This is a genomic window from Candidatus Colwellia aromaticivorans (genome assembly GCF_003333305.1).
Classification (GTDB): Bacteria; Pseudomonadota; Gammaproteobacteria; order Enterobacterales; family Alteromonadaceae; genus Colwellia; species Colwellia aromaticivorans.
The window spans coordinates 1-22,303 of sequence record NZ_QOLD01000064.1; the positions used below are offsets into that span (position 1 = coordinate 1).

The following is a 22,303-nucleotide window of genomic DNA, read 5'->3' on the forward strand; positions in this document are numbered from 1 at the left end:
AAACAGGCGTTCTCGCTTCTTATTACTGATCAAAGTGATGAGAAATAGTAAATTGCATGAGCCGTATACGAGGTCCGTACGTACGGTTCTGTGAGAGGGATGAGGCATGAGCCTCACCCTACTCGATGCTAATTTAAGATATTTATACAACTTTATTCAGTTTTAAGTTTCTTCAGTATTATAGTCGTTGTTACTTGATAGTATCGTTACTTAGTTTTTCTTTTAAATTGATCACTACTAAAGCGGGTTAAACCTTTTTGGGTTTTACCCTTAGCGCCACGTTGCTTTTGCCCTGGGCTTGTTTTGAAACCTTGTGCGTTATTCTTGCCGGGCTTATTGTTATTACTGTGATTTCTTTGTTCACTACGCGTTTCTCTCGGTACTAAACAATTTGGCGCTGAGCCTATCAATTTAGTTAAGCCCATTTTTGTTAGTGCTTCACGGATAATTCCCCAGTTAAGCGGATCATGATAACGTAATATAGCTTTATGCAAACGTCGTTGAATAGCACCTTTAGGTACGGCGACTGAGCCATCTTTTTTGGCTATATTTTTAGTCGTTACATTACGTAATGAATTAATTTCTGTATGGTATAGCGTTGTCGCATTAGCTAATGGCGAAGGATAAAAGTTTTGTACCTGATCCAATTTAAAGTTATTTTCTTTAAGCCACAATGCCAAGTTAACCATGTCCTTATCTGTTGTACCTGGATGCGCAGAAATGAAATAGGGAATTAAATATTGTTTTTTACCTGCTAGTTTAGAGTAATGATCAAACATTTCTTTGAATTTATCATAACTGCCCATACCGGGCTTCATCATATTATTTAGTGGGCCTTCTTCTGTGTGTTCTGGCGCTATTTTTAAATAACCACCAACATGGTGCGTGGCTAATTCTTTAACATACTCAGGATCTTTTATCGCTAAGTCGTAACGTACGCCAGAAGCAATAAGTATTTTTTTAATACCTTTAACTTTTCTCGCTTTTCGGTAAAGCTCAATGGTTGGCGTATGATCAGTATCTAAATGACCACAAATTGTTGGCCACACACATGACGGTTTACGGCAAGTAGCTTCGGCTTTTTCGCTTTTACAATTTAGCTGATACATATTGGCGGTTGGTCCGCCTAAATCTGAAATTACACCCGTAAAGCCGGGAACTTTTACTTTAATGTCTTCAATTTCTGCAATTATCGACTCATGAGAACGTGATTGAATAATACGACCTTCATGCTCAGTTATACTGCAAAAAGTACAACCGCCAAAACAACCTCTCATAATATTAATAGAGGTTTTTATCATGTCATAAGCAGGTATTTTTGCTTTGCCATAACTCGGGTGTGGTACACGTTGGTATGGCAAACCAAACACATTATCCATTTCTTCTGTAGATAATGGCTTTGCTGGTGGATTTAACCAGATAATACGATTGCCATGACTTTGTACTAATGGCTTAGCAGAAGTAGGGTTTACTTCTTGATGAAAAATGCGTGAGGCATGGGCGTACAAGGTTTTATTATTTTTAACTTGCTCAAATGTGGGTAAGTTAATATACGTTGTTTCCCATGGTTTTGTTTTTTCTTTCCACGATTTGTTTTTATTGTATGTTGATGTGGCAGAAGTAATTTCAATAATTTGCGCTGTTTTAGTGATATCTGTTTCAATACTGTCTGTTTTTGATTTTTCTGCGTTGTCGTCACATGACTGAGCCGTCATATCTTGATATGGGCTTGGAATAGCATCAATTTTGCCTGGACGATCAATATCACGCGAGTCAATACCTTTCCAACCGGGTAATGCTTGTTTAGCTAAAAAGGCACTACCGCGCACGTTGGTAATTTTTTTAACGTCTTCTCCACGGGCAATACGATGAGCAATTTCAATGAGAGGTCGTTCGGCATTACCATAAACTAGAAGATCTGCTTTGGAGTCAAACAATACAGATTGACGTACTTTATCAGACCAATAATCATAATGGGCTATTCGGCGCAAACTTGCTTCAATACCGCCAATAACGACAGGTACGGCTTTATAAGCTTCTTTACAACGTTGAGTATAAGCCGTTACCGCTCTGTCTGGACGCTTACCACCTTCATCGTTTGGTGTGTAAGCATCATCATGACGCATACGACGTTCAGCAGTATAGCGATTGATCATCGAGTCCATATTACCGGCAGTTACGCCAAAAAATAAATTAGGCTGACCTAACTCCATAAAAGCGTCTTTTGATTTCCAATCAGGTTGAGCAATAATACCAACTCGAAACCCTTGAGACTCTAACATACGGCCAATAATAGCCATACCAAAGCTCGGATGATCGACATAAGCATCACCCGTAACAATAATGATATCGCAACTGTCCCAACCTAACGTATCCATTTCTGCGCGAGACATAGGGAAAAATGGGGCTGTGCCATAACACTCAGCCCAATATTTAGGGTAGTCGAATAAGGTGTGTTTTGGTGTTTGGCTCAGAGTTTTAGTCACTATTTTACTCACTATTAGAAAGGACATATTTACTAAAGCCATAGATTTAATAACTTGTAAATAACTACTCAAAAAGTAGGCGCGAAATTATAGCAAAAATAACGCTGTTTTTCTAAGATAATATAATGAACTGTCTTTATTGGAGAAAATCAATTGATATTTGGGGATAAGTGAGAAAAACAAATTAATCCAAACCTTCTAGCTCATCAATAATGGTTCTTGCTTGGGCAATGGTACAATCGCTTCGGGCAATTAACGCATTTATTGTTATATCTTCTAATTTTGATGCGATTTTTAGTAATTCATCATGAGTTAAATGCTTATACTCATTCCTCAATAGTTTTGCTAACCAAAGCCAACTAGGTTCATTTGATAAATCAACAAAAGCGATAATAGCTTGTATCTGTTCAAAGTTAGCCTTGAGTTGCCAGTTTCTAGAGCGACCAATACGATGGAGTTCACACCCTTGTTGCCTAATATGTGCTTTTAACGCGTAAGCTTTCATTGTTCTACGTAAGAAAGAGGGTAAGGTAACTGTATTTGTTTTTTCCACGTTGAATCTTCATTAGTCTAGAAAAAAGAAAAGCCAGCTTGTTGTATTATACTCATGATACTTCAAAATGTCTGTTTCAGGACTCCTGAGCAATTCATGATCAAGGCGCTTGTTTTTATTAATGGTTGTTCCCTTAGAAAAAAAGGAGCAACGACGAGCATTATTTGCTCATGCGTCCCCGCAGGGCGAGTTTTAAAGGCTTATATGCTGCGGCATTGATGTTCGACAATGGCGCTACATGGATGTAGCTTATATGGACAATGCAGGAGCATATTGTCCTGAACAACCATTCTCTTCAATCAATGCCTTGCCTCTAAGCCTTTTAATTCTCGCTGAAACGAGTATTTCGAGGTAACATGAGTATATATCTTGATCAATAACGCTTAGATTACCATTTCTTTTTTGGTTGAAATAATACATCTAATTCATCTTCTTCATTTTTAGCTTTTATCGCGGCATCTTGAGCATTAGTACTTTTTAGTGAGTCGGTGATATTTTCTAGCTGGTTAGTTATTTCTGATTGTTGTGTTGCAATATACTCAGTTTTTATTGGGTGGGTGGCCAGCGTTTGTAATGCTTTTTCAAAATATTGGCGAGCAGAGCCTAACATTTCTTTACTTTGAGCCTGACTACCTCGTTTAACTAAACTTTCTATATTAATTTTTAGCTGCATTGCATCTAAGCGATGATCTTCTTGAGTAAAAGTTTGGGCATCAATATTTCCTTTACTTTGCTCTGATTTTAAAGTGGCACGAATTTTTTTTATGCATTGTAAAATGGTTAATATTTGTTGATCGTTATCAGGTACCATAAAAGCTTCTTCACTACTTTTATTTGCCGCTAAATCTTTAGCGGCTCCTATACGAGCGTTTAATTCTTGTATTCTACTTTTTATCCCTTTTATTTCAGGCATTAACGCTTGCATCACTTTAGCTGCATTTAGACTTCTTCTATTTAATATTTTAACTAAGATTGGACTGGAAGGTAAATTACTTAAATTGACAATAAGTTCTTCACTTTCATCTATAATAGCTTTTTGCTTAGCCACCTTTGTTCTTTTTTCAGCTACTTGTTTTTCTTTATGTTGTTGTATTGCACTGATAACAACAACAAAAATAATTAAAGCAACGATTAAACCTATGATGATAGCTATCATGTTAAAACTCTTATTTTTTGATAATGTGAACAACCCTAAGCAGTCTACAAAAATTGTCATGATTAGCAAAGGGTAATTTACAATTAATATGGTCAAAAAGGTAAAAACTTTGTCAAAACTACTATTTATAATTACATTATAAATTTACTTAAAATATTCTTGAACAAATTTAAGATATATGTTGAATTTAATGTATAAAAAATACCATTTAAGATGGAATAAATGGTCAATTAAGTATATTATTTTGGTCTAAGTAAATTCCTGAAGTTTATATATGAAATTGCAACAATTGCGCTACATAGTTGAAGTGCTAAATAATAACCTAAATGTTTCTGCAACTGCGGAGGCTCTTTTTACTTCTCAGCCGGGTATTTCTAAGCAAGTTCGTATGCTTGAAGATGAACTTGGTATTCAAATATTTGGTCGAAGTGGTAAGCATTTAACTCATGTAACGCCTGCTGGACAAGAAGTAATTACCATTGCTCAACAAATTCTATCTAAAGTAGAAGGTATTAAAGCTGTTGCGCGTGAACATACTCAGCCAGATGAAGGTAAATTGCGTATTGCAACAACGCATACACAAGCACGTTATGCTTTACCTGATGTAATACAAGGGTTTATTAAAAAATATTCCAAAGTATCATTGCATATGTCGCAAGGTACGCCGACACAAATTAGTGATGCAGCTGCGAAAGGCGATGCCGATTTTGCTATTGCTACAGAATCACTCCATCTTTATAACGATCTCGTTATGCTGCCTTGTTACCACTGGAATCGTAGTATCATTGTTCGTAAAGACCATCCTTTATCTAGAAAGCAAGGGGTAACAATTGAAGATATTGCTAAGTATTCTTTAGTGACTTATGTCTTTGGTTTTACCGGTCGTTCAGAATTAGATGACGCTTTTGAAAAAGCTGGCGTTGAGCCTAAAATTGCTTTTACCGCAACCGATGCTGATGTTATTAAAACGTATGTTCGTTTAGGTGTTGGTATTGGTGTTATTGCGTCAATGGCAATCGATCCGAAAATTGATAGTGATCTAGTCACTATTGATGCGAGCCATTTATTTAAAGCGAGTACGACTAAAATTGGCTTTAGACGTGGTACTTTCTTACGTGGTTATATGTTTGACTTTATAGAACGTTTTGCACCGCATTTAACTAAAAATGTAGTCACTCAAGCTATGCTGTTAAAAAATAATGTCGAGGTAGATGAACTATTTGTCGATGTAGATTTACCGACAAAGTAAAACTACCAGCAAGAAAAGTGACAAATAAGAAAAGCTACGAGTTACGAAGACACACTAATAACCGGTGCTCTTCGTAACTATTAACTCGTAATTATCAATTATCAATTATCAACTCGCAACTATAAGCTAACATTCAATAATATTCACAGCTAAACCACCACGTGAAGTCTCTTTGTATTTAGTTTTCATATCATTACCGGTTTCCCACATGGTTTTGATTACTTTGTCTAAAGATACTTTCGATGTGCCAGTACCACGAAGTGCTAAACGAGAAGCATTAATCGCTTTTACTGAGCCCATGGCATTACGTTCAATACAGGGTACTTGCACTAAACCGCCCACAGGATCACAGGTTAGCCCTAAATTGTGTTCCATACCTATTTCTGCTGCATTTTCTACTTGAATTGGTGTACCGCCCATAATTTCAGTTAATGCGCCTGCAGCCATTGAGCAAGCTACGCCAACTTCACCCTGACAACCCACTTCTGCGCCGGAAATAGAAGCGTTAGTTTTGTACAAAATACCAATAGCCGCTGCGGTGAGTAAATAACGAATACAGTCGTCATCAGATACAGGTCTAACAAATTTATCGTAATAACATAACACGGCCGGAATAATGCCCGCAGCACCATTTGTTGGTGCAGTAACTACTCGACTTCCTGCTGCATTCTCTTCATTTACGGCTAAAGCAAATAGATTCACCCAATCCATTGCGATAAGCGGATCCGTAGATTTTTCTACCATTAAAGATCGATATAAGGCTGGTGCACGACGGGTTACTTTTAAGCCGCCGGGTAAAATACCTTCAGTGGCAATACCTCGATCAACACTGCTACGCATTGCCTGCCATATTTCAATTAACTTAGTACGTATTGTTATTTCATTATTTAAGCACTTTTCATTATCCATCATGAGAGTACTAATACTTAATCCCGTCATTTGTGCTTGCTCAAGTAATTGAGTAGCATTGTTAAATACATGAGGTAAGTTTATGTTATTGTGCAGTGAAAGCGCTTTGTCTTTTTCTTTTTCAAAATCACAATCTTGTACAATAAAACCCCCACCGATGGAGTAAAATGTTTGCTCTAAAAGAATGTTATCACCTTGATAGGCATATAATGTCATGGCATTAGAATGAGCAGGTAAGGTTTTCTTACGATGATAAATAATGGCATTATCTTTTGGAAAATTCACACTATGGTGGCCATCAAGTTGAACTTTTTGAGTACTTACTACCTGCGCTAAAATAGTGTCAATTGATTCAACCGCAATGTTTTCAGGCTTTTCACCGGATAATCCCAGAATTACAGCCTTGCCTGTACCATGGCCTATACCTGTTTGACCAAGTGAACCAAATAAATCACATTTAACTCTATCAATCTTGCTTAAGAATGATTGTTTGTTAAGTTCATCAATAAATTTTTTTGCTGCTTTCATCGGGCCAACCGTATGAGAGCTAGAAGGGCCTATACCAATTGAAAATATATCAAATACACTAATCATAAGTATTTCCGAATAAAATTTTATTTATTTACGGATTTAGTCCGTTTTAAATGCTGTCAATCCTAAATCAAAGGCACAGCTTATGGCAACAAGTATAGCGTTGATCTAGAGGCAAACAATAAGTGCATTAATTTTGTTACTTAATATGCTCGACCAAATCTTTTAGCATAGCAGCTGTTGCACCCCATATATTATAGTGTTTATATGGGAAAAAATGCACATTGTGGTAGCGACCATTATGATAGGAATTTATGGTACGGTGATTTTGAGGTTGTAAAAAATGTTGCAAGGGTACTTGGAATATCTCATCCACTTCATTGGCATCTTTTTGATAATATTGCGGTGATTCAATAATAGCGACGATAGGGGTTACTTGGTAACCACTGATAATTTCATAATTAGGTAATTGACCAACGATTGACACGGAGTCAGGTGATAAGCCAATTTCTTCTTGTGCTTCTCTTAAGGCAGTATGAATTACATTTTTATCTGTTGGCTCTACTTTACCCCCAGGAAAACTTATTTGAGAAGGGTGATGCTTTAAATGGCTAGCACGCCTGGTTAATAATACGTGTAAGCCGTTAGCATTTATTTCACCAGTATTACTATGATTTACTAAAGCAATAAGTACAGCAGCTGATTTCAATGTTGAATGGTGCTGATAGTTATGACAAGAGTCACCATGTTGCAGAAGATTGAAACGATATAAAAACTCTTCTTTATTCATGGCTAACTCCCTTTGTTTTTAATGTTTAGCTCATTTATCTTTGTCGCAGAAAACTTTTCCAAAACGGGCAAAATACGGTTTACTTTATCGAACGTTTCTTGATACTCACTCGTTGCAATTGAATCTGCAACCAATCCACCACCAGCCGAGCAATAGAGTTTTCCTTGGTTATTTTTTATTTCACTTTTCTGACAAATAAGCGTACGTATTGTAATGCTTGTATCCATTGTGCCACAACTTGATATATAGCCTATTGATCCACAATAAACACTGCGCCGATGAGGTTCAAGTTGTTCTATTATTTCCATGGCACGAATTTTTGGTGCACCGGTAATTGAGCCTCCGGGGAATGCGCCGCGTAGTAAATCACAAGCATTGTATTGCTCAGCAAGCTGACCTTCAACGGTACTAACAAGGTGGTGTACAGCAGGAAAACTTTCAATGTCAAATAACTTAGGTACAACGACAGAATTCGCTTTGCAGACTTTTGATATATCATTACGCAGTAAATCAACAATCATCACGTTTTCAGCACGATCTTTAGTTGAATTAGCGAGTTGTTGGGCATTCTTTGCATCTTGCTGTTTATTTGTACTTCTAGGCATAGTGCCTTTAATAGGCTTACTCTGTACTTTACCTTGAGATAGCTGTAAAAATCGTTCAGGAGAAAGACTTAATATCGCTGTGTTTTCCAACCGAATAAAGGCAGAGAATGGCGCTTTATTTTCACTTCGAAGGGCAATGTAGGCTTGGAATTCATTACCTTGATAATTGGCACTAAAGCGCTGAGATAAGTTGATTTGGTAACAATCACCTGAAGATAAAAACTGTTGAATCTGTTTAAATTTATCGATGTAACTGGCTTTGTCCATATTACTTTGCCAACTTGATGTTAATACGAAATTCTGTTGTTCTGTTTTCCGGCTCTGCTTTTTATTGATAATCGTTTGCAGAAAAACCTCTAGTTCTACGCGTTTGTCTTCTTGGCAAATTAAAAAAATTTGTTTGCGCTTATGATCAAATATTATTGCTTGAGCGTATATACCCACTGCCATTTCGGGTAAATTAATATCCTGTTCAGCTTGGACTGGCAACTTTTCAAAGCGTCGACCTAAATCGTAAGAAAAATACCCCAAAGCACCGCCTAAGAAGGGGAGAACTTGTTTTGAAGAAGCTAACTTTGTCAGTATTTGTTGTTGAACATTCTCTAGTAAAGATAAGGGATCTTCCTCACACATAACAACTTTATTATTTTTTGTATGATGAACTTGGGTTTTATCACCATAGGTACATAAAGTAACTTCAGGCTGCCAAACCAAAATGTCAAAACAAGCATCAATATGTTCACTTTGCCCTGAATCTAACCACATTGCCCACGGTTCGTTTGCTAATGGAGTGAATAAATCTAAGGGCGTGACATCTTTGGTCAATGTTAACTTTTTAACGGATAAGGTTAATGGATTGTCAGGAAATAGGACTTTAGAAGGCAAGGTGATAGCTACTCTGATAATTTATGCGATTATTTAAGCGATAAGTGATTATATTCTACTATTGGCTACTAGCAGCAGTTTCAATAGAAAGGTATTATAAAGGAAACATGTTATACGCAATTATACCCAATTATACACACTTTTAACGAAAGCTGAGAGCAAGATGTCCGATAAAATAATCAAACAACAAGACTTAATCGATAGTATTGAAGATGCGCTGCAATATATTTCTTATTATCATCCTTTGGATTTTATTCAAGCGTTAGAAAAAGCCTATCATAAAGAGCAAAGTAGCGCGGCAAAAGATGCGATTGCGCAAATCCTCATTAATTCACGGATGTCGGCCACAGGTAAACGTCCTATTTGCCAAGATACCGGTATTGTGACCTGTTTTGTAAAAGTTGGTATGGCAGTTAATTGGGATAAAACTGACATGACAGTACAACAAATGGTTGATGAAGGTACTCGTCGTGCATATCTGAACCCTGACAATCCGTTGCGTGCTTCTATTGTTGCTGACCCTGCAGGGGCGCGTAAAAACACTAAAGATAATACACCTTCAGTGGTTCATATTGATCTGGTAGAAGGTGATGAAATTGAAGTGATGATTGCGGCGAAAGGCGGCGGTAGTGAAAATAAAACTAAAATGGCAATGTTAAATCCGTCAGACTCTATTGCTGATTGGGTTGTGAAAACTTTACCATCTATGGGGGCAGGTTGGTGTCCACCAGGAATGTTAGGCATAGGTATTGGCGGTACGGCAGAAAAAGCAGGTGTGCTTGCTAAAGAAAGTTTAATGGATCCTGTGAATATTCAAGACTTAATCGATAGAGGCCCTCAAAACGCTGAAGAAGAATTACGTTTAGAAATTTTTGAACGTGTAAATAAGTTAGGGATAGGCGCACAAGGCCTTGGCGGCTTAACGACAGTAGTTGATGTCAAAATTAATGCGGTGCCAACCCATGCGGCATCTAAACCTGTTGTGATGATCCCAAATTGTGCCGCAACTCGTCATGTGCATTTTCACCTTGATGGAACTGGTCCAGCTGATTTAACTCCACCTAAATTAGAAGAATGGCCAGATATTACCTGGGAAGTTGGTGAAGATGTTCGCCGCGTGAATGTTGATGGGTTAACGAAAGCTGATATCGCTGAGTGGAAAACTGGTGAGACGGTATTACTTAGTGGCACTATTCTTACTGGCAGAGATGCTGCCCACAAACGCATTGCTGATATGTTAGCGGCTGGTGAAGAGTTACCTGTTGATTTTACGGATAAGTTTATTTACTACGTTGGTCCAGTGGATGCTGTTGGTGATGAAGCGGTTGGCCCTGCAGGCCCAACTACTGCTACACGTATGGATAAGTTTTCTGAATTAATGCTATCTCAAACGGGTCTTTTAGGATCTATTGGTAAATCTGAACGTGGTGCTGCCACAGTAGAAAACATTAAAAAGCATAAGTCAGTGTACTTAATGGCAGTGGGTGGCGCGGCGTATTTAGTCTCTAAAGCCGTTAAGAAAGCCCGTGTTGTTGCTTTTGAAGATTTAGGTATGGAAGCTATTTATGAATTTGAAGTTGAAGACATGCCAGTAACGGTTGCTGTTGATAGCTCAGGCGAATCTGCTCATGTAACAGGCCCTGCTATTTGGAAAGCGAAAATTGAAGAATTGGATGAGAAACTAAAAGAAAAAAGATAGCGAGTATATCGAGTAAAAAAAGGCCCTGTAACAAAATCTGTTACAGGGCCTTTTTATAACTATTTATTAATTATTTTTCTATTCCGCTAAACGTAATAACTCATTAATACCTGTTTTAGCACGTGTTTTAGCATCAACTTTTTTCACTATAACCGCTGCATACAAGCTGTACTTACCACATTTTGATGGTAAGTTACCCGGAACAACAACAGATCCTGCTGGTACACGGCCGTAATGAACTTCGCCTGTTTCACGATCAAAAATACGTGTGCTTTGACCAATATAAACACCCATTGAAATAACAGCACCTTCTTCAACTATTACGCCTTCAACTATTTCAGAGCGTGCGCCAATAAAACAATTATCTTCAATAATTGTTGGTCCGGCTTGTAAAGGCTCTAATACACCACCAATACCAACGCCACCTGATAAATGTACGTTTTTACCAATTTGTGCACAGGATCCAACTGTTGCCCAAGCATCAACCATACAGCCTTCATCGACATAAGCGCCAATATTAACAAAGCTTGGCATTACCACTACATTTTTGCCAATATAGCTACCGGTTCGTACTGAGGCACCTGGTACTACGCGCACTCCGTCGGCTTCAAACATTGCTTGCGTATAACCATCATATTTCATCGGTACTTTATCGAAAAAGGTGCTTTCAGCGCCGTCAATTACTTGGTTATCCCAAATACGAAATGATAATAATACCGCTTTTTTTAACCATTGATGTACATGCCATTGGCCATCAATTTTTTCCGCTACGCGAGCCGAGCCGTTGTTTAGGGCAGCAAGTGAATCTAAAACGGCAGTTTTAATTTCACTGGAAACGGTTGTTGGCGTAATGTTAGCTCTATCGTCAAATGCTTGTTCAATTGTACTTGCTAATGCTGTTAAGTCAGTCATTCAAAAATTCCTATTAGGTGTTATTGTTAATCTATTTCTTGTGTTAATTTATCGGCTAATATTTGTTTTTCTTCATCATTTAATGCTGTGTTTTCACTGGTTGAAATGGTAAAAACATCATCAACTTTCTCACCAAAGGTGGTAATTTTGGCAGAATGAATATTAATTTTAAGTTGCTGAAATACTTGCGCTATATTGGCAAGTACTTTCGGTCTATCTAGGGTGATTATTTCTATCATCGTTTTACTTTTTGCTTTTATATTAATAAAACTTACTTTAAGTGGAAACTGAAATTGCTTCACTTCTCTACGAACAGGCTGGAGCGAAATATTACAAAAATTATCTTGTTTTAATTTAACACTCAATGCGTCTGCTATGGCTTGTGTTTGATAGCTTTCTTTGAGTTCTTTACCACGGGCATCCAAAATTATAAAAGTATTTACGGTATAGCCTGTTTTGGTGGAGGTGATTTTTGCATCATGTATAGATAGTTTTTTCGAACCTAATAGATCGACCGTGCTGGAGAAGGTGTTTAGTTTTTCTTTAGCAAAAACAAATACTTCGGTTCCACCCTGATAGGATGTAGCACTAATAATGACCAAAGGTTGACTTCTGTCATGTCCGATAATACGTTGGCAATGTCTAGCAATTTTTTCAGGCGTATACCGTAAAAAATAGTCAACTCTAAATTCACGCCATAATGCTTTTAAATCACTTTCGCAAACATCGGTATCTGCTAAAATATCGAGTGCTTGTTGTTGGTTCTCACGGATTTTTGAACGCGTTTCTACCGGTTTTGATAAGCCTCTGCGCAATGCCCGAAGCGTATTGAAATATAAATCTTGCAGTAAATTTGCTTTCCAACTATTCCACAAGCTTTCGTTGGTAGCGCGCATATCAGCAACAGTCAGACAGTAAAGGTAATCAAGGTGAGTTTCATCGCGTACTATTTCACCAAAAGTGCGAATAACATTTTCATCACTGATATCACGACGTTGAGCAGTAACAGACATCAATAGATGGGTTTCAACAAGCCATGAAACCATATTACTATCATGCTTACTCATTTGATGCGATTGACAAAATATTAACGCATCTACCGCGCCTAGTTGAGCATGATCGCCACCACGACCTTTGGCAATATCATGAAAAATTCCCGCTAAATATAATACTTCAGGTTTGCGAACTCTCTGCATTATTTTACTGCACAGCGGAAATTTATGATTATGTTCTTTTTGACTAAACTGATATAGGTTTTTTACCACTCGATAGCTATGTTCATCTACCGAATAAGCATGGAATAAGTCGAATTGCATTTGTCCGACAATATTGCGCCATGAAGGTAAATATGAGCCGAGAATACCGTGTTTATGCATTAAGTTGAATGCTAAGCCTAAACCACGGGGGTGTCTAATAATCGCCATAAATATTTGTCGACATTTAGCGTAGTCTAATAAGCCTGAAATTAAGCGACGGCGTGCATTACGCATAAGCCTTAAGGTATGAGAGTGGATGCCTTTTATACGTGGTTCTTGGGCTATGATCAAAAACATTTCGATAATTTTAACGGATTGCAAGAAAATTTTGTCGTTGGTGGTATTAATCAATTTGTCAGTTAGTTCAAAGTCTTTATTAATGGTAATACTAGCCGTTTGTTCAGATTCTTGTATTATCTCTTGCTTAAAACGTTGTAATAAAATGGTATTTAGTTCGCCAACACGGGCTATTATGATGAAATATCGTTTCATCATACGTTCAACGGGCGCTTTACCTTCGTCACCAAATCCCATCATCTTGGCTACATCAGTTTGATAATCAAACAACAAGCGATTTTCATTACGCTTAGCAACAAAATGAAGTGCAAAGCGCATACGCCATAAATAGTCTTGTGTTTCAAGTAGTTCAGCTAACTCATTGGGAAATAAATAGTGATGCTCTACTAATTCCTCTAAAGAATCAGCTAAAAAATGTCGCTTTGCTACCCAAGCGATAGTTTGAAGATCACGTAAACCACCTGGACTAGCTTTTATGTTTGGCTCTAGGGTATAAGCAGCGCCATGGTATTGTAGGTGACGTTTTTCTTGTTCTTTTCGTTTAGCAAGAAAGAACTTTTCAGAAGTCCAAATTACATCTTCATTGAGTAATGGAAGTAGTTGCTCAATTAGCGTGTCACTGCCGGAAATTTGTCGCATTTCCATTAAGTTAGTGGCAACAGTAATATCATTAGCGGCTTGTTTTAAACACTCTTTGATTGAGCGAACACTATGGCCAATGTCAAGTTTGATATCCCAAAGTTGGGTAACAAAGCTTGATATTTTTTCTTCAAGTTCAGTCGAAATATTATCTTGCGTTAGTAGTAAAATATCAACATCTGAATAGGGATGAAGCTCACCACGGCCATAACCGCCAACAGCAACCAAGCTAATTTGAAACTCGTCTAAACGATGCTGACACCATAGCTTATTTAGCGTTGCATCAACAAAAGCAGCTCTGGCAACTAATAAATCATTAACATCATTGTCAGTAAAGGCCTCTTTTACCCAATGATTGAAATCTGTCGTTAATTGGCAAATGTCTTTGCTAGATAAGTTCTCTGTAGTAATTGCTAGGCTTTCAATAAAATGGAGTGGAATTATATGATTTTTCAATGGATGATTAGTCAAGTGTATACCTTTTTACTTTAGTGAGAGTTAGCGCTGAATTAGTTTATAGCTTATGGCTTTTTTATGTTTGGACTGATTAGTTATGAAGCATACGACTAATACTCTCTTCTTCACGAAGCGTTAAAATTTCACAACCCGTTTTAGTTACTACAATAGTGTGCTCCCATTGAGCTGAATTTTTATTATCACTGGTGTATACGGTCCAATTGTCTTCTTTATCCAAAATAGTTTTTGCCTTACCTAAATTAATCATAGGCTCTATGGTAAAACACATACCTTCAAGTATTTTGGTGTTGTCATTGTTTTTATAATGAACGATTTGAGGTTCTTCGTGAAATTCCTGGCCAATACCATGACCACAATAATCTTTTACAATACTGTAACGGCCTTTGCTTTTGATGAATTTTTGAATCGCAGAGCCAATGTCGCCAAAGGTAGCGCCAGGCTTTACTTTTTTTAATCCAATATACAAAGATTCTTGCGCTAAACGACACAAACGACTGTCTTCAGGGGAAACATCACCAATTAAAAACATTTTACTGGTATCGCCATGGTACCCGTCTTTAATGACCGTGATATCAATATTAATAATATCACCGTTTATCAGTTTAGTATTGTCTGGTATACCGTGACACACAACATAGTTAACAGAGGTACAAATAGATTTTGGAAAGCCATGGTAATTAAGGGGAGCTGAAATAGCATCTTGTACCTTTTCGGTATAATCCGCGCACAAGGTGTTTAATTCATCTGTAGTGATGCCTGCTTTAACATGCGGGACAATCATCTCTAATACATCGCAAGCTAACTGACCTGCGATTCGCATTTTGGCAATTTCTTCTTGGCTTTTAATTTGTATGGCCATGATATTCTCTTTACTTTTTTATGGAATTTAGGTGTGTTTATTTAATTCTAATTGAACAGCATCAATAATAGCTTTTGGCTCTGTTAAATAGAAATTGTGACTGAGTAATACTAATTTGTCATCAATCGCTAATAATAATGCGGGAATAGCCTCAGTTTGTATTATTTCTTGAAGAGAATAAATTTCTTCAAGTTGTATTAAAACATCCTTGTTAAGTTTATCTTTAAAAATTTTTGCTGGTGGCGATATTTTCAACGTTGCTATGATGTCATCAAAGTCAGATTGTTTAGCCAACTTATTCCCTTGTTCAAAGTGTGCCTGTTGCAGCGCATTGAGTAACGTTAGCGCTAAGCTAGGGGTTTTATTTTGTGCCCAAGTCATTAAGTTAGCAGACAACGTTGAGTTAGTGCTTTGATCGAGTATGTTCCGGTAATCACCTGAAAAAGTGATGTTGGCAAGTTTTTCTACTTGGTCTAGTTCTGTATTTTTACTGTTGGTATTGCTATCATTTCTACCATCAAAATAAGCCGCATGCCACAAATGTAATTCAATATTAGGAAAGGCTTTGGTGATTTCATTGATAAGTGGCGTTACTACATAACTCCAAGGACAATGGGTGTCATAAAGAAAAAATAACTGAGCGGATAGTGTGGGTGTTGTCATTGTTTACCTAAAATAGTTGGGGTTTGTTTAGGGTCTGTTGAACTTTCGATATTGTTTTGCAGCTATTTGTTGGGTATTTATACAAGGCAGAGCCTTTGTAATGTGGTTGTTCCACATAAAAAGGCGACAACGCCGTAAAAATGATTAACAAATGCTGTCCGAAGGATTCGGCTAAAAGCGTTTTACTCATTGTTGAGTAGTATTTGCTTAGAGTGACTAAGCTACATACTACTCGCCGCGATTAAAACGCTTTTATCTCGAACAAAATCAAATCACGAAAGACCAACAGCCTCTATAATTTACTTCATATAATCGGGATTTTACCGCGATATTGTTCAATAGCCCAGACAATTATTTTTCTGGTTAAATTATCTGTTTTATGGTATAAAGTGCGGCGCTGAAATTTTAGTTATTTGTGATTGCTTTCTAGACTTATTTATAGACTTAGATTTTAAAAGCAATAATTCTCATTTTAGCGTCAATTAAATCGGTCAACGTACTCTTTTATACAAATTTAAGGGTGGTTGATTTTATTATAAACTCACATACATCTATTAAAGGTATACCGGGGTGCTCTGCTGATTAATGTCTAGTTAATTATTTTATTAATTAACGCAAGATGGCAGCAAAAAGAGTCGTGTATATTGGGTGTATGAACGCTTAACCCCATAAAGGAAATTTAAATGTCAAACGTTTCAATGCGCGATATGCTTAAAGCAGGTGTTCATTTCGGTCACAAAACTCGTTACTGGAATCCTAAAATGAAGCCATTCATTTTCGGTTCACGTGATAAAGTTCATATCATCAACCTTGAACAAACAGTTCCAATGTTTAATGAAGCACTTGCTTTCATTAACAACGTTTCTTCTAAAAAAGGTAAAGTTTTATTTGTTGGTACTAAACGTGCTGCAAGTGATGCAATTAAAGACGCTGCGATCAAATCTGATCAGTTTTTCGTTAATCACCGTTGGTTAGGTGGTATGTTGACTAACTGGAAAACAGTTCGTCAATCAATCAAACGTTTAAAAGATCTTGAATCTCAAAGCACTGACGGTACTTTTGAAGCTTTAACTAAAAAAGAAGCGTTAATGCGTACTCGTGAAATGGAAAAGCTTGATAAAAGCTTAGGTGGTATTAAGAACATGGGTGGTTTACCTGATGCTATCTTTATCATCGATGCTGATCACGAGCACATTGCTATTAAAGAAGCAAATAACCTAGGTATCCCAGTAATTTCTGTTGTTGATACTAACTCAAACCCTGACAACATTGATTATATTGTTCCAGGTAACGATGATGCAATCCGTGCAGTAACTTTATACTGTGACGCTGTTGCTAATGCCGTGATTTCTGGTCGTGAGCAAAACATCGTAGTACAAGCTGAAAAAGACGGTTTTGTTGAAACTGAATAATTATACTTACTAAATAAAGTAATATAGTTAAGTTAAACATTTCGTTTACTCATAAAAGCATTGTTAGCACATTATATAGTTCAAGCAATTATAGTTAGAACAATGCTTTTATGACACCCTAATTTACTATTTATTCCCGTCGCTTTGTTGTGTTATCACATTAAATTGATAGTTTACGGGGATAACTGAAAACAGAGGAATTACCTATGACAGTTACAGCTGCAATGGTTAAAGAACTTCGTGCACGCACCGCTGCGGGCATGATGGATTGTAAAAAAGCGTTACAAGAAGCTGATGGTGACATGGAACTTGCGATTGAAAATATGCGTAAGAACGGTCAAGCGAAAGCGGCTAAAAAAGCAGGTAATATCGCTGCTGAAGGTACTATTTTAATTAAAACTGTTGACGGTGTTTCGGCACTTGTTGAAGTAAACTGTCAAACAGATTTTGTTGCTAAAGATGATAACTTCTTAGGTTTTGCTAATGCAGTTGCTGATGCAGCTATTGCTTCAAAAGCAACAATTGCAGAATTACAGGCACAATTCGAAGAACAACGAATCACATTAGTGACAAAAATTGGTGAAAACATCAATGTTCGTCGTGTTGAATATATCGAAGGTGCTACGTTAGCTTCATATAGCCATGGCGCTACTATTGGTGTTGTTGTTTCTGGTGAAGGTGATGCTGAATCATTAAAGCACATTGCAATGCACGTTGCTGCAAGCAAGCCAGATTATGTTAACCCTGAAGATGTACCTGCAGCAGTTGTAGATAATGAAAAACGTATTCAACTTGATATATTGAAAGCTGAAAACGATGCTCTTGCTGAAAACAAGAAAAAACCTGTTGAACTACTTGAAAAGATTATCATCGGCCGTATGAAGAAATTCACAGGCGAAGTATCTTTAACGGGTCAAGCATTCATCATGGAACCTAAAAAGACTGTTGGTGTAGTATTGAAAGAAAAAGGTATTACAGTAGCTAGCTTCGTTCGTTTAGAAGTTGGTGAAGGTATTGCTAAAAAAGAAGAAGATTTTGCTGCTGAAGTAGAAGCACAAATTGCTGCTGCTAAAGCTTAATTCGTCCTATTTGAATGACTAACTTCGTTGCATTCGTTTTTTACTTAGTTACATATAGTTATATGCGCCTAAGATAAAAAACTCAAGCGCCTTGTTATTCGCCCAACTAGTTAGAATTAGTTTAAAACGCCTAGCTTGCTTTGCAAGTTAGGCGTTTTTTATTGCCTGTATTTTAAGCGAAGTAATGGAAGAATAGAGTTTTTTCAGTTAATCCTTTCGTGACTGCGTGAAACGTATTAAAATAACCGCGGTTAATTTTAGCCAAAGTACTTAATCATCTAATAGGAACTTATCTCTTATGAGCGTTAACCCAAGACCAACTTATCGTCGTATTCTTCTCAAGCTTAGTGGTGAAGCGCTAATGGGGGATGAGGGCTTTGGAATTGATCCTAAAGTACTTGATCGTATGGCTCAAGAAATCAAAGAATTAGTTGAGATGGATATTCAAGTCGGTCTTGTTATTGGCGGTGGAAATTTATTTAGGGGTGCTGGCCTTGCTGAGGCAGGTATGAACCGCGTGGTAGGCGACCAAATGGGGATGTTAGCTACCGTGATGAATGGTTTAGCAATGCGTGATGCCTTGCACCGTGCGTTTGTTAATACTCGCTTGATGTCTGCTATTGATTTAGCTGGTGTGTGTGAACGTTACAACTGGGCAAATGCCATTAGTTTATTAAAATCTGGCCGTGTAGTTATTTTTTCTGCAGGTACTGGTAATCCGTTTTTTACGACTGATTCTGCCGCATGTTTACGTGGTGTTGAAATTGAAGCCGATGTAGTATTAAAAGCAACGAAAGTTGATGGTATTTATTCGGAAGATCCGGTTAAAAACCCTGCTGCTGAATTATATAGTAGCCTAACCTTTGACCAAGTATTAGAAAAAGAGTTGAAGGTTATGGATTTAGCCGCATTTACCTTAGCGCGTGATCATAAAATGCCAATTCGTGTATTTAATATGAATAAACCCGGTGCACTTAAAGCAGTGGTTATGGGAAGTGATGAAGGTACTGTTATTACTAACACAATAGCGAAGACTTAATTGAACCGTTAAAAAATTATTTGAATTGTTTAGGAAGAAACAACGTGATAGATGAAATTAAAGAAGATGCGCAAGAGCGTATGGCAAAAAGTATAGAATCATTAAAGAGCAGCCTTAATAAAATTAGAACCGGCCGTGCTCATGCATCATTACTTGATAATATCAGTGTGGATTACTACGGTATGGAAACTCCGTTAAATCAAGTGGGTAATATTTCAGTACCCGATGCGCGGAATTTATCAATTACTATTTTTGATAAAGGTATGATTAGTGCTGTTGAAAAAGCTATTATGAAATCTGATTTAGGTTTGAATCCACAATCTAACGGCACTCTTATTCGTATTCCATTACCACCGCTAACCGAAGAGCGTCGTAAAGATTTAGTGAAAGTGGTTCGCGGTGAAGCTGAAGGCGGTAAAGTTGCTATTCGTAATATTCGCCGTGATGCAAATTCTGATTTTAAAAGCTTACTTAAAGATAAAGATATAAGTGAAGATGAGCATCACCAAGCAGAAGATGGCATTCAAAAAATCACTGATGTTTTTGTTAAGCAAGTGGATGATTTATTAGCAAAAAAAGAAGCTGAGTTAATGGAAATCTAAAAGTGCTTGTTTGAAATGACGCCAGATAGTATATACCCGCTCCACTTGAAGATGCATGGTTCAGCTGGAATTAGAAACGACTTTAGGCAAGGCATTGATTGAAGAGAATGGTTATTCAGGATAATGTGCTCCTGCATTATCTAATAAGCTACATCCATGTAGCGCCATTCTCAAAATCAATAACGCAGCATAAAGCGTTTCTAAACCAGCCCTTTGGGGAAGGCTGAGCAAATCATACTCTGCGTTGCATTTCTTTTTAAGGGAATACCCTTAATAAAAAAATGTGCCTTGATTATGAATCGCTCAGACTTCCTGAAACGAGTATTTTTAAGTGGAACGGGTATATAAAGCTGACTGGCGTTTTTGTTTGCATGTATTCGTGGTTAAAAGGATTATTAGTGGCAACTGATTTAACATTAGAAAGCGACCTTAAAAAGGTACCGCAACATATTGCCATCATTATGGATGGTAATGGTCGTTGGGCACAGGCTCAAGGAAAAGGGCGTGTTACAGGGCATAAAGCGGGTGTGGACTCTGTTCGTGCTGTTGTTAAAGCTGCGCGTAAAGCAGAAGTGAAAGCGTTAACTTTGTTTGCTTTTAGTAGTGAAAATTGGCAACGACCGGAAAAAGAAGTCAGTGTACTGATGGATTTATTTATGTTTGTGTTAACTAAAGAAGTTAAACGTTTACATAAAAATAATATTCGCTTTCAAGTGATTGGTGAGTTAAACCGATTTTCTGATAAATTACAAAAAAGTATTACTAAATCCGAACAGTTAACTGCAAATAATACCGGCTTAGTTTTATCTGTGGCGGCAAATTATGGTGGCCGTTGGGATATTGCCAATGCTGCGAAGCACCTTGCTAGTCAAGTGCAAAATAATGAAATCTCGCTTGACGATATAAATGAAAATTCATTACATGAGCATACCTGTTTAGCGCAGCTGCCACCGCTGGATTTATTGATTCGTACGGGTGGAGATTACCGTATTAGTAATTTCTTATTATGGCAGTCGGCGTATGCTGAATTTTATTTTACTGATGTGTTATGGCCGGACTTTAATGAAGATGAGCTTGCACAAGCTATAGATGTTTTTGAACAACGGGAACGACGTTTTGGTAAAACAGGTGAACAAGTCTCTTCAATGAATAATGAGAACAATAACTAACGACATCCACACTGTTTGTGGGCATTATTCTGTGAATAAATAAAACGTATAGAAATAAATATTAATAATAAAAAAGTAGCAAAAATAGGTTTTGATTAGAATGTTTTTACTTCGAAAATTGAAACTTAGAACTACGATAAAAAGGATATAACTTGCTTAAACAACGAATTATTACCGCATTGATCTTAGCCCCAGCGGCAATCTTAGCTATATTTTATTTACCATTAGCGTATTTTGCAGCCTTATTAATGGTTGTTATCGGTATTGGGGCATGGGAATGGGGTCCTTTAATGGGCTTTAAAGGTAATACTAAACGGTTAGGTTTTGCTGCTATTACCCTTATTCTCATTGGTGTCATCTGGGCCTTCCTATCTCCTATAGATTTATGGATTAACAACAATGAGTTACATATCTATGCTATGAGTTTATTATGGATAGCTGTTGCTTGGTGGATTTTGTCTGCCTTTTTGATGTTTTCATATCCTAACTTAAGTGGTTTTTGGTCTCAGTACCACTCTGTTCGTGGCATGTTTGGTTGGTTAACACTCATTCCTACTTGGGTTGCGTTTATGGTTATTCGAGCCCATGATTATCAAGCTGACTCTTATCATGGCGCTCAATTATTAATGTTTTTATTCTTGATGGTATGGAGCGCTGATATAGGCGCTTATTTTGTTGGAAAAGCCATAGGTAAAAATAAATTGATGCCTAATGTGAGTCCAGGGAAAACATTTGAAGGCTTTTTAGGTGGTGTTGTATTTGCTTGCCTGTTAGTTGCTATTACTGCTTATACTCTTGGTTGGACAAATGATCAAATAATCACAGTTTTGTTGGTTACTGTGCTAATTACTACAGTATCAGTGCTGGGTGATCTCAATGAAAGTATGTTTAAGCGTCAAGCAGGAGTTAAAGATAGTGGCTCTATTTTACCTGGCCATGGTGGCATTTTAGATAGAATTGATAGTCTTACTGCTACAGCACCCGTTTTTGCGCTTTGTTATGTTTTACTTAGATAGTACTCGTCTCTAGAAATTCA

Annotated in this window: 18 protein-coding genes and 1 pseudogene; 8 read left to right on the forward strand and 11 right to left on the reverse strand. The window is 37.2% G+C overall.

The window, feature by feature from the left end; translation table 11 throughout:
- Positions 1-206: 206 nt before the first annotated feature.
- The 3 genes from DWA31_RS09555 to DWA31_RS09570 all read right to left on the reverse strand — a co-directional run bounded on the left by DWA31_RS09555 (position 207) and on the right by DWA31_RS09570 (position 4,195).
- Entirely contained in the window at positions 207-2,393 is a 2,187-nt protein-coding gene (locus DWA31_RS09555; RefSeq protein ID WP_245942573.1) for a YgiQ family radical SAM protein, read from the reverse strand.
- Positions 2,394-2,670: 277 nt separating this feature from the next.
- Positions 2,671-3,039, reverse strand: a complete 369-nt coding sequence (locus DWA31_RS09560) for a ribosome recycling factor family protein (RefSeq protein ID WP_114326364.1) — start codon at positions 3,037-3,039, stop codon at positions 2,671-2,673.
- A 388-nt stretch (positions 3,040-3,427) separates the two neighbouring features.
- Positions 3,428-4,195 carry a hypothetical protein gene (locus DWA31_RS09570; protein ID WP_114326365.1) on the reverse strand — a complete coding sequence of 256 codons (768 nt, stop codon included), beginning with the start codon at positions 4,193-4,195 and terminating at the stop codon, positions 3,428-3,430.
- Between the two features lie 274 nt (positions 4,196-4,469).
- On the opposite strand from DWA31_RS09570, the gene cysB reads away from it, so the two are divergent.
- Complete coding sequence (gene cysB, locus DWA31_RS09575) at positions 4,470-5,444, forward strand: HTH-type transcriptional regulator CysB (protein ID WP_114326366.1); 975 nt, start codon at positions 4,470-4,472, stop codon at positions 5,442-5,444.
- 126 nt (positions 5,445-5,570) lie between these two features.
- Here the strand turns inward: cysB and DWA31_RS09580 are convergent, their stop codons facing one another.
- The 3 genes from DWA31_RS09580 to pabB all read right to left on the reverse strand — a co-directional run bounded on the left by DWA31_RS09580 (position 5,571) and on the right by pabB (position 9,164).
- Complete coding sequence (locus DWA31_RS09580; protein WP_114326367.1) at positions 5,571-6,947, reverse strand: L-serine ammonia-lyase; 1,377 nt, start codon at positions 6,945-6,947, stop codon at positions 5,571-5,573.
- 136 nt (positions 6,948-7,083) lie between these two features.
- Positions 7,084-7,674: a CoA pyrophosphatase gene (locus DWA31_RS09585; protein ID WP_114326368.1), complete on the reverse strand. Its 591-nt coding sequence runs from the start codon at positions 7,672-7,674 to the stop codon at positions 7,084-7,086.
- Positions 7,675-7,676: 2 nt separating this feature from the next.
- The gene (gene pabB / locus DWA31_RS09590; RefSeq protein WP_114326369.1) at positions 7,677-9,164 is read right to left on the reverse strand and encodes an aminodeoxychorismate synthase component I; all 1,488 of its coding nucleotides are present in this window, start codon (positions 9,162-9,164) and stop codon (positions 7,677-7,679) included.
- A 163-nt stretch (positions 9,165-9,327) separates the two neighbouring features.
- Between pabB and DWA31_RS09595 the strand changes: the two genes are divergently transcribed.
- Positions 9,328-10,863, forward strand: a complete 1,536-nt coding sequence (locus tag DWA31_RS09595) for a fumarate hydratase (protein ID WP_114326370.1) — start codon at positions 9,328-9,330, stop codon at positions 10,861-10,863.
- Between the two features lie 78 nt (positions 10,864-10,941).
- On the opposite strand, the gene dapD is transcribed toward DWA31_RS09595, so the two are convergent.
- The 5 genes and pseudogenes from dapD to DWA31_RS17505 all read right to left on the reverse strand — a co-directional run bounded on the left by dapD (position 10,942) and on the right by DWA31_RS17505 (position 16,156).
- Positions 10,942-11,775, reverse strand: coding sequence for a 2,3,4,5-tetrahydropyridine-2,6-dicarboxylate N-succinyltransferase (gene dapD, locus DWA31_RS09600; RefSeq protein WP_114326371.1), 834 nt, complete (start codon positions 11,773-11,775; stop codon positions 10,942-10,944).
- A 26-nt stretch (positions 11,776-11,801) separates the two neighbouring features.
- Positions 11,802-14,438, reverse strand: coding sequence for a [protein-PII] uridylyltransferase (gene glnD / locus DWA31_RS09605; protein ID WP_114326372.1), 2,637 nt, complete (start codon positions 14,436-14,438; stop codon positions 11,802-11,804).
- Positions 14,439-14,514: 76 nt separating this feature from the next.
- The gene (gene map, locus DWA31_RS09610; RefSeq protein WP_114326373.1) at positions 14,515-15,303 is read right to left on the reverse strand and encodes a type I methionyl aminopeptidase; all 789 of its coding nucleotides are present in this window, start codon (positions 15,301-15,303) and stop codon (positions 14,515-14,517) included.
- Positions 15,304-15,330: 27 nt separating this feature from the next.
- Positions 15,331-15,966, reverse strand: a complete 636-nt coding sequence (locus DWA31_RS09615; protein ID WP_114326374.1) for a DsbA family protein — start codon at positions 15,964-15,966, stop codon at positions 15,331-15,333.
- Positions 15,963-16,156 (reverse strand): annotated as a pseudogene (locus DWA31_RS17505) (hypothetical protein). Before DWA31_RS17505 ends, DWA31_RS09615 begins: the two are co-directional and overlap by 4 nt.
- A 493-nt stretch (positions 16,157-16,649) precedes the next feature.
- Here DWA31_RS17505 and rpsB point away from each other — a divergent pair.
- The 6 genes from rpsB (at position 16,650) to DWA31_RS09655 (ending at position 22,283) form a co-directional block, all read left to right on the forward strand.
- A complete protein-coding gene (rpsB, locus tag DWA31_RS09625) occupies positions 16,650-17,378 on the forward strand; it encodes a 30S ribosomal protein S2 (protein ID WP_114326376.1) in 729 nt (242 codons plus the stop codon).
- A gap of 206 nt (positions 17,379-17,584) precedes the next feature.
- A complete protein-coding gene (gene tsf / locus DWA31_RS09630) occupies positions 17,585-18,457 on the forward strand; it encodes a translation elongation factor Ts (protein ID WP_114326377.1) in 873 nt (290 codons plus the stop codon).
- 298 nt (positions 18,458-18,755) lie between these two features.
- Entirely contained in the window at positions 18,756-19,496 is a 741-nt protein-coding gene (gene pyrH, locus DWA31_RS09635; RefSeq protein ID WP_114326378.1) for a UMP kinase, read from the forward strand.
- A gap of 44 nt (positions 19,497-19,540) precedes the next feature.
- Positions 19,541-20,098, forward strand: coding sequence for a ribosome recycling factor (gene frr, locus DWA31_RS09640; RefSeq protein ID WP_114326379.1), 558 nt, complete (start codon positions 19,541-19,543; stop codon positions 20,096-20,098).
- A gap of 398 nt (positions 20,099-20,496) precedes the next feature.
- Positions 20,497-21,267, forward strand: a complete 771-nt coding sequence (locus DWA31_RS09650) for an undecaprenyl pyrophosphate synthase (protein ID WP_425451880.1) — start codon at positions 20,497-20,499, stop codon at positions 21,265-21,267.
- Between the two features lie 152 nt (positions 21,268-21,419).
- On the forward strand, positions 21,420-22,283 hold the full coding sequence (locus DWA31_RS09655) for a phosphatidate cytidylyltransferase (protein ID WP_114326381.1): 864 nt from the start codon (positions 21,420-21,422) through the stop codon (positions 22,281-22,283).
- Positions 22,284-22,303: the final 20 nt, after the last annotated feature.